This is a genomic window from Anaerosporobacter mobilis DSM 15930 (assembly GCF_900142955.1).
GTDB lineage: Bacteria > Bacillota > Clostridia > Lachnospirales > Lachnospiraceae > Anaerosporobacter > Anaerosporobacter mobilis.
The window spans coordinates 604,727-623,934 of record NZ_FRCP01000005.1 but is presented as its reverse complement, the minus strand read 5'-3'; the positions used below and the strand labels follow the sequence as shown (position 1 = coordinate 623,934).

The following is a 19,208-nucleotide window of genomic DNA, read 5'->3' as shown; positions in this document are numbered from 1 at the left end:
TACTCGATTTGGTATAAGTGGTTGGCGAAAAAGTGTAAGTATATTGTTTGTAATTATTCCGTTTCTTAATTTTACCTACACTTAAAATATGGGTATGCATTTAACTTTCTCACTTGTCGGCTGCTTGTTTTTTTGAACAAACTATTTACGAAGTCCACAATCCCATAAATCATAGAAAAAGAGGTTGTTAGACATACTCTATCTAACAATCTCTCGATTATCCTTTCCTTTGGTTTATTATTTCAATAAACCAACATTTGTAAAATACAATATGTTCTCTTTCCTTTTCATAGTAATCACCCAATCAAAAATGTACAACAACTTTGTTGACTAATTCATCAAGTTCTATGCATCCATCATTTATAATAGAAACATATTTTTCTTCATTGCATTGTCGTTGTACTTCTTGTGCAAACAAAATATCTCTGTTCATCCAACTAGAAAAAGTTTTTCTTTATCTTTACATCCCTCTAATACAAATGGAACCCACACTCTTTTCATGTAATGAGAAATTTGAAAGTCTTCCGAAGGTGTAATCGATATATACAATCATTAAACTTGAGTTCTAATAACAGGAAGCCATATTTCAAACTTATAATCCTCGGCTCCTTTAAAGCCTTCATATGGAAAACATTCGATATCAATTGCTTCTGCATATTTATATCCAGAAGTTGGAAGCCATTCGGTAAAAATTCTTTTCCAAGCAATTTCCAAGGTTGAATTAACTGGACCGGTTAATTCAAAAATTGCCCATGTAGATTTTGGTATTACCTGGATAAGCATTCCTTCTGGTGGCTCCTTATCGGATATACTGCCAATCATATAATCAACTTCTTCATCACCTAATACGTGGATGAAACCATGAACACCTTTCGGAGCCCCGGTCGACAAATCAGATATTACTTTTAGTAATCCTTTTTCATTAAGTTCATCCCATAATGATCCGACAACACTTGCATTATCCTCAGGTCCTTTGTAATGTCTTTTGATTCCTACAACTTTAAAAGCTTCTTTCTCCTCAATTTTGTAATCCATTTCAACATCTCCTTTAATCGAAATATGGAAGGTAATGCGAGGAAAGGCTTTTAGGGCTATACCTGTATTGTGCGCTTTTGAAGGTGTAACTCCGTGCAATTTTTGAAATGCTCGAGTAAAAGAATCAGGCGAATCGTAGCCATATTTTATGGCAAGGTCAATTATCTTTACTTTGCTGTTTTGTAATTCAAAAGCAGCAAGTGTTAAACGCCTGCGACGAATATATTCTGATAATGTAACATCAGCTATAAACGAAAACATTCTTTGAAAATAAAAAGCAGAACAATAAGCCTTACTAGCAGCTAGTTCGTAGTCAATCTCTCCAGCCAAGTTATTTTCAATATAATCTAGGGCATCATTCATTCTATGCAAATATTCCATTCTTCATCCTCCTTCCTGCTTAAAGTATAGTTGAGATGAATTAATTATACCCGATTTTTATTGTTCTTTTATGTAGGGTATTAGTTTCTTAACAATTCTGCTTCGGCAGGAAACAATTCACTTATAATTTATGTATCAATTAAACAATATTATATATTATAACAATTGGGATTACTACTAAAAGCATATGAGGTATTCATCTCCAATCGATAGCAACGCACTAATTAAAGCAATGAATATATGACTTTTGTCATATGATTCATTGCTTTTTTCACTATTTATGAAGATGTTAGTATTGTAATATATAGTTAAGTTAAAAACTAGGTCGACAGAATGATTGGCCTAAGAGGGAGGGGAGATTATTTATGGATAGAAGTAAGAAAAATAAAATTGTAGTCTTAGATGGATTAACAAAGAAGTATGATAACAAAACCGTAGTTGATCATGTATCTCTAGCTATAGAGGAGGGAGAAATCTTTGGTTTACTAGGCCCTAATGGAGCGGGTAAGAGCACTATGATGAATATGGTTTGTTCCATTAAGAAGCCAACAATGGGGAATATTCAATTGTTTGGATATGATACAAAGAAAGACATGAATAAGGTAAAAGCAAAACTGGGGTATATCCCTCAAGAGCTTGCAATTCATGGGAATTTAAAAGCATGGGAGAATGTAGAGTTATTTACTTCCTTGTATGGTTTGAAGGGAAAAGAATTAAAGCAGAGGGTGGAAGAATCACTTCGCTTTGTGGGACTAGAAGATAAAAGGGAAGGGTTTGCTAAGAATTTTTCTGGGGGAATGAAAAGAAGACTTAATATTGCTTGTGCCATAGGTCATAAGCCTGAGCTATTGATATTCGATGAGCCAACTGTAGGAATTGATCCGCAATCACGTAATTTTATTCTAGAGAAAATCAGGGAGACAAATAAGGCGGGAGCTACGGTAATCTATACAAGTCATTACATGGAGGAGATTGAAGCAATCTGTACAAGAGTAGCGATTATGGATAATGGGAAAATCATTGCTATTGGAACCAAGGAAGAATTAGTGAAGATGGTATCGGACCAACCATGTGAATCGATGTCGCTAGAGAAAGTTTTCCTAACTTTGACGGGTAAGAAATTAAGAGATTATACGGAGGGAGGATTCTAAGATGCTATTTACTTCCATAAAGAATAATCTCAAATTAATTCTAAGAAATAAAGTACTGATAATCAGTATGATGTTGGCACCAGTGGGTGTTATGTGGGTTTTGTCTGGTGTGTTTGAAGATATGTTACATATCTATTCGGAGACAGATACGATGCAGATTGCTTATTCCGTTGATGATGACTCCCCATATAAAGGGTTTCTAGACCAGATGAAAAATGAAAATAGTATGGAAGGTATAGAGATTAATAGGTACCAAGTTGATGAAACTCAGATAGAGTCAGTAATTAAGAATAATGATATCGCAGCCTTTCTACTAATAGGTAGCGATTCTTATACTATATATGAATATAATAAATATAAAAATCAGCTAGGTATAATAGAGAATGTCATCACTACAATGTTTGAAGAGATGCAAAATATTTCTAAAATGGATATTGAAAAAAAGAAAGTGAGCTATAGTGAGATCGTTACTATTGATGTTATACCAATGCCATCATCCTTTGACTATTATGGGATCATTGAACTTACATATTTCGCGATGTGTGGTGTAGTAACGATTTCTATGGTAGTTGGTAGTGAGAGGAAGAATCGTATCATTAGAAGAATGCAGGTGGCTAGAGTTTCGAACTTTAAAGTATATTTGGCGAAGCTAATTCCTTGTACATTAGGTATATCAATAGAATTGATAGGTGCAATGGTGTTGTCACATATTATAGTCGGCAACCGATTTGGCAATTATCCGGAAACGATTGGGATTCTATTTCTATTAGCAGTGGCATCTTCAGCATATGGTATTCTAGCCTTACACATTGTTAAAAATCTGGCTGTAAGTGTAATTATAGTATTCTCAAGTGTGTGGTTTATGGGATTCTATGGCGGTAGTTTTCAGAATTATATGATGAATACTGCACCTGACATATTCGTTAAGTTATCACCTATGTATTATGTTAATCGAACCCTTGTGGAGTTCAGAACAATGGGACATAGTAGTTATGCCTTACCGGCTGTTTGTATATTAATAGGAATGATTGTTATATGTAGTTTAGCAAGTGTGCTATTAATAAAAAGGGAAATGGAGGAGTAGTCATGAGAGGTTTCCTAGTAATGCTGAAGACAAATATAAAACTTCTGCTTAGAAGCAAGGGGTATCTATGCTGTATATTTCTCATTCCGATTTTGGCTGTAATAATAATGCACGGGGATAGCTCCATTGCAAAAGAAGGGGGAGAGCAGACCAATAGAATAATGGAATGGAAAAGTATTAGTGATACAGCTGATATGGAAAATATAAAATTGACAGTAAAAGTATATGATTATAGTGAATCAGATGTTTCATCATATTTGCTTCAAGAGTTAGCACAGACGAATACATATAAATTATATCTGGTTAATAATAGTAAAGAACCTGAGAAGGAATCCTATGAGGATATTTTAAAAGATGCAAAGAAAACGATGGAGTCTTCTACAATAAGGGCGATTCTTTATATACCGGAAGATTTCTTAGATGCGCTTGATAAGGGAGAAGAGGCACCAATCAAAATTATAAAAGGTTATGATGATAGTCGAATTGGATTACTAGAAACTAATATTGAATGGTATTGTAGTAAGATTCACAACGCATACGAGACTGCTGTAAAGAATGGAGGTAACATAGAAACTGTATTAAACAAGATGGCAGAAGAAGAGTTAGATAAAAACGTCATTATGTTGAAGGATGAGGATAGCGTTGTATTAAATGAAAGACAACAGAATGATAGATCAAGAATAGGATATGCACTATCTTTTTTAATTATTAGCTTTGTGTTTAGCGGAGTTTTTATTGTAGATATATTAATTAAAGAAAATGAGAATCGAACAATTAATAGAGTAAAATTATCGCTTACTACAAACCGATGCTATATTATGGTTAAAGTATGTTTGATTCTTTTAACAGCTATAATACAAGTGATTGTATTTGGGGTCGGAATTGCTTTGACTATGGGAACGAATGTAGGCATTCCTTATAGTGCCTTTTTAGGAATGGTTTTATTACAAGGTATTTTATTCAATTTTATTAGTTTAGTAATCGGGGTTCTTTTCAATAATTTTTTAGGTACGATTTTCTTTTCTTTTACTCTCTGGTCATTCACAAGTTTGCTTGCAGGATTATACTTTCCAGTTATACCAGGATCAACAATTGAGAGAATATCTATGTTTACTCCTCAGAGATGGTTTATTAAGTCAACGGAGATGTTTATGACTGGTAAGAAGGGAGCATTTACACAATATACGCTAGTCTTTCTAGCATTCATGATAGTATTATTTACTATTAGCATGATCAGCCTTAAGATACAAGAAAAAGAATAAGGATTCTTAATGGATATATTCGACAAAATTAAGAAATTATGTTAATATTGAGCTTGAAAGAAATGGGTGATATCGTGAATGAACAAAACACTAGAAATCAATTTATAGTAATTAAATTATTGATCTGTCTGAGTGTAATACTGTATTCCATTAGCAATGAGGTGAAACCATTTTGGTCCATTGGACTAGAATGGTTACTTGTTGCTGTTTTTGTATTTGTAACAATTGGTTTAGAATTACAGGAAAGTAAGAAATGGATTTGGCTGTCACTATCACTTTTGGTTATAGCCATAATGGCATATTATAATGGATTAGGAGCGATTGCACCTTGGGCTATCATTGTATATCTTGATTGTGTAGCATATTGGGACAGAAATTTTTGGATAAGCGGTTTGTGTTATCTTACGTTGTTTCAAACGGAGGTTTCTACAAGTAATCTGTTTATGTTTTGTTCCTTGCTACTAGTAATTTACTATCAGAATACTATTGTTATACGTAAATGTAATGATTATATTAATAGCTCGGCTAAGGAAGAATATGAGCTGAAAGAAGATATGGATCTACAACGACAGAGCTTTAAGAAGGAGATGGAAAAAAGAAATCTATATTCAGAAAACAAAATTCTTGAGGATAGAGAAACACTGTTTCAACAGCTTCATGACCGATTAGGTCATAGTATTAATGGATCGGTTTATCAGTTAGAAGCAGCCAAAGTTCTAATTGAACAAAAACCTGAAGAAAGTAAGTATATCATACAAGGAGTAATTGATCATCTAAGGGGTAGCATGGATGAGATTAGAGTGATTTTTCGTAAGGAGAAACCTTCTAAAAAACAACTGGCAATTATTCAGATAGTAAGTCTTTGTGAAGAATGTAGAGAAAAGTACGGAATTGAAGCGCAATTTAAGATTGAGGGAGACGAAAAACGAATTCCAGATAAAGTAGTAGAGATTATTCTGGACAATACATATGAAGCAGTATCCAATGCCCTGAAATATTCTAAATGTACACAGATACGGATTACGATACATGTAATGAATCAAAGAATTCGATGTGACATACAAGATAACGGAAGAGGCTGTGAAAGAATAGAAGATGGAATGGGGATTCAGGGAATGAAAAATCGAATGCGGGCGGTGAATGGTTTCTTGAATATTCAGGGTGAGGCTGGGTTTGAGATAATGATGTTATTTCCTATTGAACTAGAGGGGGGAAGAGATGGAACCAATTAAGGTAATTATCGCAGATGATAGTGATTTTGTACGAGATGGAATGCGGATAATCTTAAGTGTTGATGAAGAATTCGAGGTTCTGGGCTGCGCCGCAAACGGTAAGGAAGCGGTGAGATTAACAAAGGAATACCAGCCAGATGTGATATTAATGGATATTCAGATGCCCGTAATGGACGGAATTGAAGCAACGGCTGAGATTGTAAGAAGAGGTATAGGAAAAGTTCTGATTCTAACTACATTTGATGATGATCAACTGGTTAAGGCTGCATTACAGAATGGTGCTGCTGGATACCTAATTAAGAATCATACACCAGAACAGTTGAAACAAACGATTAAGTCAGTTTACAATGGGATACATTCGCTAGATGCGAAGGTATTTCATAACGTTACGGAATTTCGCAGTAAGCCTTTAGAGGGATTTGATGCTAACTTATTTACCGCTCGGGAGATTGAAATTATACAATTAATTGCTGAAGGATTATCAAACAGAGGCATTGCTGATCGGTTATTTCTAAGCGAAGGAACTGTGAAAAACTACATTAGTGTTATACTTGAGAAAGGGAATTTATCACATCGTACACAGGTAGCCGTCTATTACCTAACTGGGAGAAAATAATTTTCCTTTAGTTGACAAAGTGTATCACATAAATTATCATAGATGTGTAATTACAGTTGGATTTCTTGTGTAATTATACTAATTTAGAAATATCGTAATACATAAAAGTGTCATTATTGTTAGATAATAGATAGGATTCAATCTCAGCTAATAAAATAATATAAGAGTGGGTATTCATATGAAAAAACTGATGAGAAAGAAAAAGTATTCACAGATTGTATATTTATTTTGGATTTATGCAGGTGGAATTATTTTTGTACTTGGGATATTTTTCGTAGTAATCGATGCAGTATACCAGTCTAATATCTATATGGATGCGAAAAATCAAACTACAACATTCTGCACCTCGATACAAAGTGCAGTTGAATCAGAGCTGAACAAGATGTCTAGTATAGCAACGAACGTAGTATATTCGGATGTTATTCGAGATTCTGTGGGGCTAAATCAAACAGAAGGGGAATTAGGAAGTATCTCAAAGAAGAGTTCTAACTTTCCTATGTTACAAATCTATGCTGCTTTGAATGCAGCACAGCAGAATATAAATTCTGCTTCTCAAGTTAATGTCTATACTTTGAATCAAAAATGTATTGGTACGGGATTAAGTGATTCCATGAGCGATGTACGTCTACTTGACAAAAGCTGGTATGAAAAGGCTTTGTCTCTTAACGGAAAAAAATATTTTACGGCTCCAGAAAAAATCAGATTCAGTCAGTCTTCTTATAAGTTTATGGAAGATCATATGTACATAACTCTTGTACGCTTATTCAATAATGGGACCGGGAAAAAAGTGGGTTTTGTAGAAGTTATTCAGGACTGTGAACGATTATTTTCCTTAGTGGATCGATTGAAAAAGCAAAATCCGAATACCTCAATCTTTATATTCAATGATCGTGGTGAAACCGTCTATCCTTACAATGGATCTGGTGAAAACTATACAAAAAATTATAATATTATTAAAAATAATAATATGGAGCCACTGATAAGCAAATGGGTCCGAACCGAGTATTATATTAAGAGTTTGGCTACTTATCAAGTAATCGATAGCTATAATTGGTCGATTCTAGTATATGAAAATCGCCAGTCGATTTATTATCCTTTACATAAATATAGAGTGGTATTCGTTAGTGCTGGATTTATAACGGTCCTTATGGTTATTGTTTTATGTTATATGTTATCAAGAAAGATAACTAGGCCATTAAGGAAAATTAAAGATGCCACAAGGCAGATTACAATAACCTCTGTTCTTGACGAAGAGAATGAACATATCAATGAAATTGATAGTAATATAATTGAGATTCACCAATTATGTGAGGCAATTCGAAAGATGTATGAACAATTAAAGGACTCTTCAAGGGAAGTGCTCTTGTCTAGATCAGAAGAGACGAGAGCAAAGTTAAGCGCGACACAGTCATTAATTAATCCTCATTTTCTCTATAATTGCCTTACTCATATGAGTATAATGGCAGAGGAGGAGATGAATGAGGAGATTATTCAATTATGTAATTCCTTATGTGATTATTTCAGATATATATCTTCGACGAAAGAGATGAAAGTACCGCTTGAAGAGGAACTAGTTTGTATACAAAAGTATATCGATTGTATGAAGATTCGGTATGGTGAGGATCTTACATACATATGTGATATATCTGATGCTGTAAAAGAGGTCCCAATCCCAAAACTCATTCTACAACCTATCGTTGAGAATGCATTCAAGCATGGGTTTAATAAAAAGCCACCTTGGGTGTTAAAAATCTCAGCGTTTAAGAGAAGAAAGAATTGGAGAATTGAGATTGAGGATAATGGAGGAATGCTTAGTGATGAGCAGAAAGAAAAGTTGCTTAAGGAATTTAGAGAAACTAAGAAAAATGCATTCTATAACATGGAAATTGGAGGGATGGGACTAAAGAATACGTATTTACGTATGAAATTATTGTACGGTGAGAAAGCAATGTTTACAATTGTGAATCACTATCCAGGACGTACGAAATTCATATTAGGCGGACCGATTGAGACAGTTAAGGAGAAGAATGTCTTGTAGTGGAAAGGTGGGGGAAGTTTAATGAATACGGAAATCACTTATAAGTTTATTGTAATTGAAGATGAACCATTAATTCGGAAGAATATAATAAAGAAAATCGAAAGTTTAGGTTTACCACTTGTATATCTAGGTGAGGCAAGTAATGGGGTAGATGGGATATTACTTGTAGAAAAGGAAGTACCCAATATAATAATAACGGATATTCGCATGCCTCAATGTGATGGTTTAGAAGTTATTAAATATGTCAATCGAAAGTATCCAGATACAAAGATTATAATATTAAGTGGATACGATGAGTTTTCTTATGCGAAAGAGGCAATGCGGCATAATGTACATAATTATATCTTAAAGCCGATACGAACGGAAGAACTAAGAGAAACCTTAGTAGAAATAGTGAACTATTTTGATGCGAAGTCACAGAGGATTCGAACTCTATCAGATAAGCAACATGATTTATCACAAGAAGAGATCTATACATTAATGGTTAATTATTTCAAAGAGAACTATATGCAAGACATATCGCTTCGTTCATTGGCAGATTCAATAGGATTCTCTCAAGAATATCTTGGGAAAGTATTTAAGAAAATAGCATGCCAATCTCCATCGAAATACCTAACAACGTTACGTATTAATCAGGCAAAACAGCTTTTAATACAGTATAAAGACATGGAAGTAAGTAGAATTGGTGAATTGGTAGGATATAAAGATGCATTTTACTTTAGTCGAGTGTTTAAAATGCATACGAATAAGACGCCAAGTGAATATAGAACATGTAGTAAATAAGCAATGATAGGAACGATTTTCCCCAAATATAGTATGCGTGATTAGCATATTTTGTTTTGGAAAATCGTTCTTTTTTGATTCTTAAACGTGTAAATAGAATTACTAAAAGAATAGTGATTTATTATACAATTTTGAATAGAACGTTATGAAGAGTTCAAAAAAGTACTAATCATATATCAATTATGTCCATTTAAACAAGAAAATTCCCTGAAAATAAAGGAATTATACTAAAACGATTAAGAAAAAATGACAACAAAAATATGCAATTAGTAGGATTGAATTGTCTATTCTGTATAATGAGAAAATTTGGTATACTCTAGTTAGTAAATAACTACTGCACATAAGATGGGGGTTGCAGAAAGTGATTACTAAAAAACATATAAAAGGAGAAGATGTTATGAAAAGAAAATTACTTAGTTTAGTGTTATGTGTAACATTAGTAGCTTCAATGGCAGTTGGTTGTGGAAAGAAGAATAATAATTCTGCAACAAAAGATACGAATAGTACAGAAACTGCTACGAATGAAACTAAAACAGATGATACGAAAGAAACAGATGACACTACGACAGACACAACGACGACAGATACTTCGTCTAGTGAATTAGCTTACAAAGGAACAATTAACATTATGCATTTCTCTACATCAGAAGAAGCACAAGGAAATGGTGGATCTGATGGATTCCGTACTATGAACCAACAATGGGCCGATGCTCATAAAGACATCAAGCTTGAACAAAATGTATTAGCAAATGATGAATATAAAAGTAAAATTGCCACTTTAGCAGGCGCAAATGACTTACCAGATGTATTCTTATTACAAGGTATGAATACAAAAGCTTGGGCTGACCAAGGTCTTATCTTAGATATGACAGATATTATTAATACTTCTCCATATGCAGCTCAATATGATTTAAGTAAATTCTACCCATTCCAATATGATGGAAAAACTTATGGGTTACCAGCACTTTGTGAAGGTTCTTGTGCAATCGTAGCTTACGATTCAGAACTTTGGAAAGCAGCAGGATTTGATGCATTCCCTACTACTTGGGACGAGATCGTAAGCGCAAAAGCATTCTTTGATGATAAGAAAGTTACAGAAGTTGCTTTTGGTAACAGAGACAAATGGAATATGAACTCATGTTTCTTATCAACAGTAGGTGATCGTTTTACTGGTTCTGACTGGTATCACTCAATTATTGAAAAAACTGGTGCTAAGTTCACAGATCAAGCATTCGTAGATTCATTAAAATTCACACAAGAAATCTTCCAAGCAGGTGTATTTAATAAGGACTTCAATGCAATAACTAACGAAGATGCGAGAGAATACTACATCGACGGATCTGCAGCAGCAGTAATCGGCGGTAACTGGGATATCTCTTATATCGGAGCTACTTTAAAAGAAAGCGATCCAGAATTATATGCTAGAACTAAATTTGCTGTAATCCCTCAACCTGCTGGTGCTTCAGGTTCAACAAATACTCACAACACTGGTATGGGTTATGCTGTAGCAATCAATGCAAAAGTTGCTGATGATCCAGACAAATTAGCTGCTTGTATCGATTTAGCTTACAAATTAACTGGTTCAGATTTCTCAACATATGTTGCAGAAAACTATGCTTTATCAGCATTGACAAAAGTTGATTCTGTAGATATGAGTAAATTTGATCAATTCACAACTGATTTCTATAATTTCTACCAAAATCCAGGTTGTGAAATCTATGACTCTTTCTTAACTGGTGCAGTTTGGGATGTATTAAATACTGATTTACAAACAATGGTTAATGGAGAAATTGATCCAGAAACAGTTGCAGCAAACGCACAAAAAGCTTACGAAGAAAATTATTAAAATATTAATCTACTCAAGTTGACTTGACAATATTAATGAATGAATTGGTTCTCGTGAGTAAACATCATGAGAACCAATTATTCTATCGGATACAAGGAGGGAGTCTATGCTTAGTTCCATACGTCCCAAGAAAAGAGTAGTATTCTTTTACTTACTTATACCAGTTCTTATTTATGTGTTTTCTGTTTTTGTACCATTGGCTACTGCGTTCTATTATAGTTTCTTTAACTGGAAAGGTGGCCCTAATAAAACCTTTAATGGTCTTGAAAATTACATAACATTGATTAAAGATATTAACTTCTGGAGTGCTTTTGGACATAATATTTACTTGGTTATTGCCTGTATAATTGGACAGATTGGTTTAGCGTTTATATTCGTATTAATGATTAATTCAAGATATACAAAGTTAAAAGGAATTCATCGTACATTTGGTTTCTTCCCAAGTACTATTGCAGCAGTATCGATTGGATTCATTTGGAGCATGATCTATGATTACAAAAGAGGTCTATTAAATTGGTTATTAGATCTAATCGGCAAAGGAGATTCTGCTAAAGTTTGGTTGAATGAACCTAAGTTAGTAATGTTACTTATTGCAATTCCATTGATATGGCAGTTTATCGGTTATTATATGGTTATTATCTTATCAGCCATATCGTCCATTGACCAAGAGATTTTTGAAGTATCAGAGATTGATGGTGCGAATGCATTCCAAAGAGCTATATATATCGTACTTCCTTTAATTAAGAATACATTGTTAGTATGTGTTACTTTATGTATCGCGGGTAACATGAAAGCATTCGATCATATTTATGTAATGACTTCAGGTGGTCCAGGTAGATCTTCTATGGTTATGGCACTCTATGGGTACAAAGTTTCATTTGGACAACAAAATATGGGATATGGTAGTGCAATTTCAATTGGTATTTTCGTATTGAGCTTAATCGTTATTCTTGGCTCACAAAAATTAATTACTTACTTCTCGAAAGATAAGGAGGTGGCATAATGGAAAAACAATCAAGACATATGTTTTCTAAGGTTTTTGTTAACTTGATTTTGATTATATTTTCATTAAGTTGTATCTTCCCATTGATATGGATGTTTTATTCATCATTGAAAGAGAAGCGTGTATTCAATGCTGATATCGTTGGTTTACCAGCAAACCCTACTATAAGTAATTATACGAAAGTACTTACTAATCCAGATTATCATATTTATCAATCCATGTTTAACAGCTTAAGAACTACTTTCATATCTATAGTATTGATTGTTACCTGTGGATTCATTGTAGGCTATATTATTTCAAGAATAAAGTTCAAACTAAATAGAGTAATCTATGTAATGTTCTTAATGGGGATGTTAATTCCAATTCATTCCCTGTTGGTACCAATTTATATTGTTTTTAAGAATTTTGGGTTAACGGATAAATGGTATACATTAATTATACCTTACGTAGCTTTTGGATTACCGATTGCAATATTTCTGGTGGAAGGGTTTGTAAAGGGGATACCAGTTGCTCTTGAAGAAGCGGCTGCAATCGATGGAAGTAGTTTTAGCCGTACCTTGTTCAGCATTATATTACCGGTTACGAAACCAATCCTAACAACGATTGCAATTATACAGACCTTTGCTTGTTGGAATGAATTCTCGTTTGCATTGGTATTGATTTCTAATACTAAGTTCCAAACGGTACCACTTGCTATGACGCAATTTACTGGTCAGTTTGCTTCGGATTACCCGAAGATTATGGCAGCGATGTTATTAACAATGTCACCAATCCTTGTTCTTTATTTTGTGTTTAGTAAACAGATAATTAAAGGAATGGTTGCCGGTGCTGTAAAAGGATAAGAAATATATTAGTAAAGAGACAATCTTCATATGGTTGGTGTAACACGGATATGAAATATCCATGAAATCACATAAAACCTTGAAGATTGTCTCTTTACTGGTGTGTGATGTGTTTGATTCTAAACTGCTTTGGTGTGATTCCTTCCTTCTGTTTAAAAACACGGATAAAATGACTACAATCAGAAAAACCGGTGTCTTGACTAATGTAATTTTGATCCAGATCAGTATAGATAAGAAGATCCTTAGCTTTTCGAATACGAATGGAAGCGATATATTCTTTGCAAGATTGCCCATAAAGAAGTTGGAAGTTTTTTGCGAAATAAGAATAACTCATATCACACATATGGGCAAGTTCATCAACACGAAGCGGTTGCTGGGAATGTTCATCTATGTATTCTGTGATTGTTTGAATCGTTCCTATATTCGGTGCTGCTGGTGAAGTTTGTTCAACCACAAAACCATGTTGTTTCCAGATTCGAATGATTTCAATTAGTATGTTAGAAACAGTAGAGTAAAAGCTGATATCATATCCATATGCCTTTTTTGATAATTCGGTGATACATCGTTTGAACCAATCAGCTATTGGTAGAGCTTTAAGCTCTTCTTGTTGTACATGGATTGGAGCTTTTTCGTTGCCCTTAGCGGTTCGAATAATTGCAACGGGTTTAAGAAAATGATCACCAATCGTGTGCAAACTACTTAGATTCAGCTTTATAATGGCATAATGCATATCGTCGGAGGGATTATATATACTATGAATGGAGCCGGGATGAAAGAATATTAAATCACCAGCGTTTAGATGATGATCTATATTGTCACAGTTAACTTGGACGGTTCCGCTTACAAGATACATAATCTCAACAAAGTAATGCCAATGGGCAGCTATCTTTTCAATAAAATTCTCTTTTGTTACATAGAAGGCTTCAAAAGGAGAGTTAATCATATCAATTTTTTCATAAAGAGTTTTCATAATATCACCTACAGAATAGATTTGTACAATTATTAGATAAGATTATTATAGCAGTAAATTAATTAAATTGATATATTTAATTTAAGCTACAGGGAAGCTAAATTAATTCGGATTACATATAGAAAAATACAGAGTTATACATGTAAGATAAGGAGAATATGTATGGAACAACAAATTATTAGTTTGAATGGAGATTGGCTTCTAAAGAGATCTGATGGAGAAGCCTTTGAAACGAATGTCAATAAGGATTGTAGTGTGACGGAATGCAGTGTTCGGATTCCGGGGTCCGTGTTATCTGGCTTACTTCATAATCAGTTATTAGAGGATCCTTATTACCGAACCAATGAATATTTTACAAGAGAGATGTTACGTAATGATTTCATCTTTACTAGAAGTTTTTCTATCCACAAGGAAGAAGGAAAAATATATGAACTAATGTGTGAGGGTATTGATACCATTGCAGATATCTATATGAATGATAAATTGATTAAGTCAGTAAATAACATGCATGTAAGATATCAGATTTCTTGTAATGATGCACTAGTGAATGGAGAGAATACCATTCGTATACACATATATTCACCGATAAACTATATTGAGAGTCATGTACCGGAACAAGGTAAGGAGATACATTTCACTGCATGTGGTGCTATGGAAGCAAATCAATATATACGGAAAGCACATTCTATGTTTGGATGGGATTGGGGTCCACAACTACCAGATATGGGAATCTGGAGGAACATATATATTCGTTGTTATGAAGTGGCAAGTCTAGAAGATGTTAAAGTTGACCAAAAACATGATGCTGGAATGGTTCAACTAACCGTAGATACAGAGGTTAAACTAGAATCTGGTGAGAGAATGCGTCTGGAAGAAGCAAAAAAATTATTACCAGATTTAGAAGTGGAATATGTACTGATTACACCAGATGGGAATCAAATTAGCGTCCATAATAATATGTGTTTGGTGAAACAGCCGCAACTTTGGTGGCCAAACCGATATGGGAAACAGCCACTATATGAGTTAAAGGCTACATTAACCAATAAAGGAGCTATTCTTAATGAAAAAAGTTACCGAATTGGCCTTAGAACATTGACCGTCAGTAGAGAGAAAGATTCCTGGGGAGAGGAATTTGCTATCTGCGTGAATGGAATTAAGATATTTACGAAGGGTGCTAACTATATTCCGGAAGATTGTGTTTACTCATGGATTACACCTAATCGTATGGAATACCTAATTGACTCTTCTGTGGAAGCAGGGTATAACTGTTTGAGAGTTTGGGGAGGAGGTTATTATCCATCGGATACCTTCTACGAGATGTGTGACGAAAAAGGGTTGATTGTATGGCAGGATTTTATGTTTGCCTGTAATGTATATGAGTTAACCAATGGCTTAAAAGCTACGATTGAAGAGGAAATAAGGGATAATATAAGAAGAATTCGACATCATGCTTGCCTTGGTCTTTGGTGTGGGAATAATGAAATGGAATCAGCTTGGGATCATTGGGGTGGTTTTTGTGACCATTCTGATGCGCTTAGACAGGATTATCTTACTTTGTTTGAAGAGTTAATCCCGGTTATAGTCAATGAAGAGGATGATAAGACCTTCTATTGGCCATCATCTCCGTCGTCAGGTGGGGGATTTGACAATCCGGATAGTGATGATATTGGTGATAGACATTATTGGGATGTGTGGCATGGTGAAAAGCCTTTTAGTGATTATGAGAATTATTACTTTAGGTTTTGTTCAGAATTTGGATTTCAATCCTTCCCTTGTATGAAGACAATTGAATCTTTCACGTTACCAGAGGATAGGAACATATTCTCGGAAGTAATGGAGAGTCATCAAAAGAATGATGCCGCTAATTCAAAGATTCTTAGATATATCTCAGACAATTTCTTGTATCCAAGAGATTTTGCTAGCTTAGTCTATGTAAGTCAAGTGTTACAAGGGATTGCAATCAAAGCAGGAGTTGAACACTTTAGAAGAAACAGAGGAAGATGTATGGGGTCTATCTATTGGCAGATTAATGACAATTGGCCAGTGGCTTCATGGGCAAGTATTGATTATTTTGGAAGATGGAAAGCACTGCATTATATGGCTAGACATTTCTATGCAGATATACTTGGTAGTTTGAAAAGAGAAGAAACTTGCTTTATTCCATATGTACAGAATGAGTCTTTTGCAGATACAACTTCGCGGGTAGAATTATATGTGAAGGACATGGAGTGTAACGTGATTCATCAATGGTCAGCAGATATAGAGACGAAAGCGTTTGGTGTTGCATTTACGGAAGGAATTGATGTGAATCCATATGTAAAAGGCAGAGAGAACGAGGTGTTTATCGAAGCTAAGTTCCATCATTCAGATGGTACAACTAGTTCGCAAGTGGAAGTATTAAAACCATATAAACATATGAACTTAAAGTATGTTTCCATTAACTGTAGTACGACCAGAGTAAATGACACGTTACAAATTACTTTAAAGAGTGATGCATTGGCATTATTTACTGAAATTACAGTTCATGGGGTAAATGTGATTCTATCGGATAATTTCTTTCATCTAACAGATACGAAAGAACATATAGTTACGGGGGTACTTCCTACTGATTATGTAGGAATACCAGAAGTTACTGTTACTTCATTAAGCGATTCTTATAGTTTTTAGTAAATAAATTGAAAAAGACTTAGGTTATCATCTCTTAATGACTACAAGGATTCGAGGGTTAAAAGGTTATAGATGGTCTTTTGATTCTCGAAACCTAACATAGATAAAGAAAGGATAAGCGTATGAAATATATTAAGATTAAGGAAAACGGGATTAACGTTGTATTTGGAATAACGAAAGATAATCAATTTAAATTACTTCATTTTTCGCATACTGACTTTAATGAGGAGGATTTATGTAGGCCATCTGCAGAATGTAAACCGGAAGAAGTCAGTAGAAGAGAGCAGTATATACAAGAAGCCTTTCAATTAGTGCAGGTTAATTTAGCAGGATATAACAGACCATTTGAGAAACATGGTAACAAACATATCGTTACCGCACCAGGTTACCTTCTACGATATGTTGATATGGAAGATACGAATAATGAAATTGGTAGAAAGCTTGTAATAATACAAGAGGATACCGCAGTTACCAAAACACGAGTGGTTACAACCATGCAATTCTATAAGGGTACATCTGTTGTTAGATTTCATAACCAAATCACGAATGTAGGAACCGAGGCACAGACCTTAGAATACATATCTTCCTTTTGTTATACTGGAATTGAGAAAGAAGGTGCGTTGTCATCTGATGATAAGATGAATATGTGGATTCCTTACAATGGCTGGCAAAAAGAGATGAGCTGGAAGAACTTCAGCTTTTCTGATCTTGGTATGGCACAGACACAACCAACAGTGACCCAAAGAACTTCTCAAGTAATTGAGATTACCAATACGGGAAACTGGTCTACTAAAAAATATCTACCTATGGGATATCTTGAGAATACAGAGGCACATACAAGCCTTTATTGGCAGATAGAGCATAATGGTTCTTGGCATTATGAAATTGGTGACCAGAATAATAATTACTACCTTAATGTAAGTGGTCCAACCGAGATACAGTCACAATGGTACAAGGTTTTAAAACCGGGGGAATCCTTCGAATCCATTCCAGTTGCAGTTGGTGTAGCTAAAGATGACTTCGATGTTGCTATGGGAGAATTAACAAAATATCGTCGTATGATCCGTAGACCGAATCGAGATGATGAAGAATTACCAGTTATCTTTAATGATTATATGAATTGTCTCTTTGGAGATCCTACCACAGAGAAAGAGTTTCCATTAATCGATGCAGCAGCAGATAGTGGATGCGAGTATTATGTTATTGACGCTGGTTGGTATGCACCAGGAGAATGGTGGGATAGTGTAGGAGAATGGAAAGAAAGTAAAGAGCGATTTCCTAATGGAATTAAGGAAGTGACTGATTATATCAGAAGTAAAGGTATGATAGCAGGCGTTTGGCTTGAACTTGAGGTAATGGGCATCGAGTGTGAGAAAGCAAAGAAAGTACCAGATAATTGGTTTTTCGTACGCCATGGAAAGAGAGTATTCGACCGAAGCAGGTATCAGTTAGATTTTAGAAATCCAGAAGTAATTGCCCATGTAGATGAAGTAATCGACCGTGTTGTACGTGATTATGGTGCCGGCTATATTAAGATGGATTATAATATTGAGCCAGGTGCTGGAACAGAACTTGATGCGGATAGTGTGGGGCAAGGTTTATTAGAGCATGAAAGAGCATATCTTAGATGGCTTGATGGAGTATTTGCAAGATATCCAGATCTAGTTATTGAGAACTGTTCTAGTGGTGGTTTGCGAATTGACTACGCTTTACTAAGTCGTTATAGCATTCAATCCACATCGGATCAAGAAGATTATAGAAATTATGCTACAATCTCCGCCAATGCCATTACAGGTGTGACGCCAGAACAGGCTGCGGTATGGTCTTATCCAATGAAGAATGGTGATAAAGAAGAAGTAATCTTTAATATGATTAATTCTATGTTATTGCGAATTCATCAAAGTGGACATCTTGCAGAATTGTCAGAAGAGAGACTTGCTCTTGTGAAAGAAGGCATTGCATGTTATAAAGACATAAGAAACAATATTAAGGATTCCCTACCATTCTGGCCGAATGGTTTAGCAGATAACAAAGATACTTGGTTATGTTCTGGAATTAAGAATGAGAATAAAGCATATCTTGCTGTATGGAAACGATATGCCAAAGAAGATATCTGGGAGATTAATTTAGAGAAAAGCCTATGTGCAGAAGGTAAAAGCATAAAGGAAGTAAGATGTATCTATCCTGTGAAAGAAGAAACTGAATTCGTATATGATATGGAGAAGATGAAATTAACAGTTACATTTGAAAAACAGGTTATGGCTAGACTTTTTGAAATTGTTATTGAATAGAAAGATA

14 protein-coding genes are annotated in these 19,208 nt (G+C 34.5%); 12 read left to right on the top strand and 2 right to left on the bottom strand.

The window, feature by feature from the left end:
- Positions 1-552: 552 nt before the first annotated feature.
- Entirely contained in the window at positions 553-1,416 is an 864-nt protein-coding gene (locus tag BUB90_RS02635) for an AraC family transcriptional regulator (RefSeq protein WP_073282426.1), read from the bottom strand.
- Between the two features lie 365 nt (positions 1,417-1,781).
- Between BUB90_RS02635 and BUB90_RS02630 the strand changes: the two genes are divergently transcribed.
- The 10 genes from BUB90_RS02630 (at position 1,782) to BUB90_RS02585 (ending at position 13,273) form a co-directional block, all read left to right on the top strand.
- Positions 1,782-2,567, top strand: coding sequence for an ABC transporter ATP-binding protein (locus BUB90_RS02630; protein WP_073282424.1), 786 nt, complete (start codon positions 1,782-1,784; stop codon positions 2,565-2,567).
- A gap of 1 nt (position 2,568) precedes the next feature.
- Complete coding sequence (locus BUB90_RS02625; protein WP_073282422.1) at positions 2,569-3,651, top strand: ABC transporter permease; 1,083 nt, start codon at positions 2,569-2,571, stop codon at positions 3,649-3,651.
- Between the two features lie 2 nt (positions 3,652-3,653).
- The gene (locus BUB90_RS02620) at positions 3,654-4,913 is read left to right on the top strand and encodes an ABC transporter permease (protein WP_073282420.1); all 1,260 of its coding nucleotides are present in this window, start codon (positions 3,654-3,656) and stop codon (positions 4,911-4,913) included.
- A 74-nt stretch (positions 4,914-4,987) separates the two neighbouring features.
- On the top strand, positions 4,988-6,145 hold the full coding sequence (locus BUB90_RS02615) for a sensor histidine kinase (RefSeq protein ID WP_170865424.1): 1,158 nt from the start codon (positions 4,988-4,990) through the stop codon (positions 6,143-6,145).
- Positions 6,132-6,761 (top strand): response regulator transcription factor, encoded by a 630-nt coding sequence (locus BUB90_RS02610; RefSeq protein WP_073282416.1) that lies wholly within the window; start codon positions 6,132-6,134, stop codon positions 6,759-6,761. The genes BUB90_RS02615 and BUB90_RS02610 overlap by 14 nt, the downstream gene beginning before the upstream one ends.
- A gap of 178 nt (positions 6,762-6,939) precedes the next feature.
- Positions 6,940-8,799, top strand: a complete 1,860-nt coding sequence (locus tag BUB90_RS02605) for a cache domain-containing sensor histidine kinase (RefSeq protein ID WP_084139038.1) — start codon at positions 6,940-6,942, stop codon at positions 8,797-8,799.
- A gap of 21 nt (positions 8,800-8,820) precedes the next feature.
- A complete protein-coding gene (locus tag BUB90_RS02600; protein WP_073282414.1) occupies positions 8,821-9,582 on the top strand; it encodes a response regulator transcription factor in 762 nt (253 codons plus the stop codon).
- A gap of 397 nt (positions 9,583-9,979) precedes the next feature.
- On the top strand, positions 9,980-11,428 hold the full coding sequence (locus BUB90_RS02595; protein WP_073282412.1) for a type 2 periplasmic-binding domain-containing protein: 1,449 nt from the start codon (positions 9,980-9,982) through the stop codon (positions 11,426-11,428).
- Positions 11,429-11,534: 106 nt separating this feature from the next.
- On the top strand, positions 11,535-12,431 hold the full coding sequence (locus tag BUB90_RS02590) for a carbohydrate ABC transporter permease (RefSeq protein ID WP_073282410.1): 897 nt from the start codon (positions 11,535-11,537) through the stop codon (positions 12,429-12,431).
- Positions 12,431-13,273, top strand: a complete 843-nt coding sequence (locus tag BUB90_RS02585; RefSeq protein WP_073282407.1) for a carbohydrate ABC transporter permease — start codon at positions 12,431-12,433, stop codon at positions 13,271-13,273. Before BUB90_RS02590 ends, BUB90_RS02585 begins: the two co-directional genes overlap by 1 nt.
- Positions 13,274-13,367: 94 nt before the next feature.
- Here the strand turns inward: BUB90_RS02585 and BUB90_RS02580 are convergent, their stop codons facing one another.
- Positions 13,368-14,243 (bottom strand): AraC family transcriptional regulator, encoded by an 876-nt coding sequence (locus tag BUB90_RS02580; RefSeq protein WP_073282405.1) that lies wholly within the window; start codon positions 14,241-14,243, stop codon positions 13,368-13,370.
- A 162-nt stretch (positions 14,244-14,405) separates the two neighbouring features.
- Here BUB90_RS02580 and BUB90_RS02575 point away from each other — a divergent pair, with 162 nt between their 5' ends.
- Positions 14,406-16,910: a beta-mannosidase gene (locus BUB90_RS02575; protein WP_073282403.1), complete on the top strand. Its 2,505-nt coding sequence runs from the start codon at positions 14,406-14,408 to the stop codon at positions 16,908-16,910.
- A 122-nt stretch (positions 16,911-17,032) separates the two neighbouring features.
- Positions 17,033-19,201: a glycoside hydrolase family 36 protein gene (locus tag BUB90_RS02570; protein ID WP_073282401.1), complete on the top strand. Its 2,169-nt coding sequence runs from the start codon at positions 17,033-17,035 to the stop codon at positions 19,199-19,201.
- Positions 19,202-19,208: the final 7 nt, after the last annotated feature.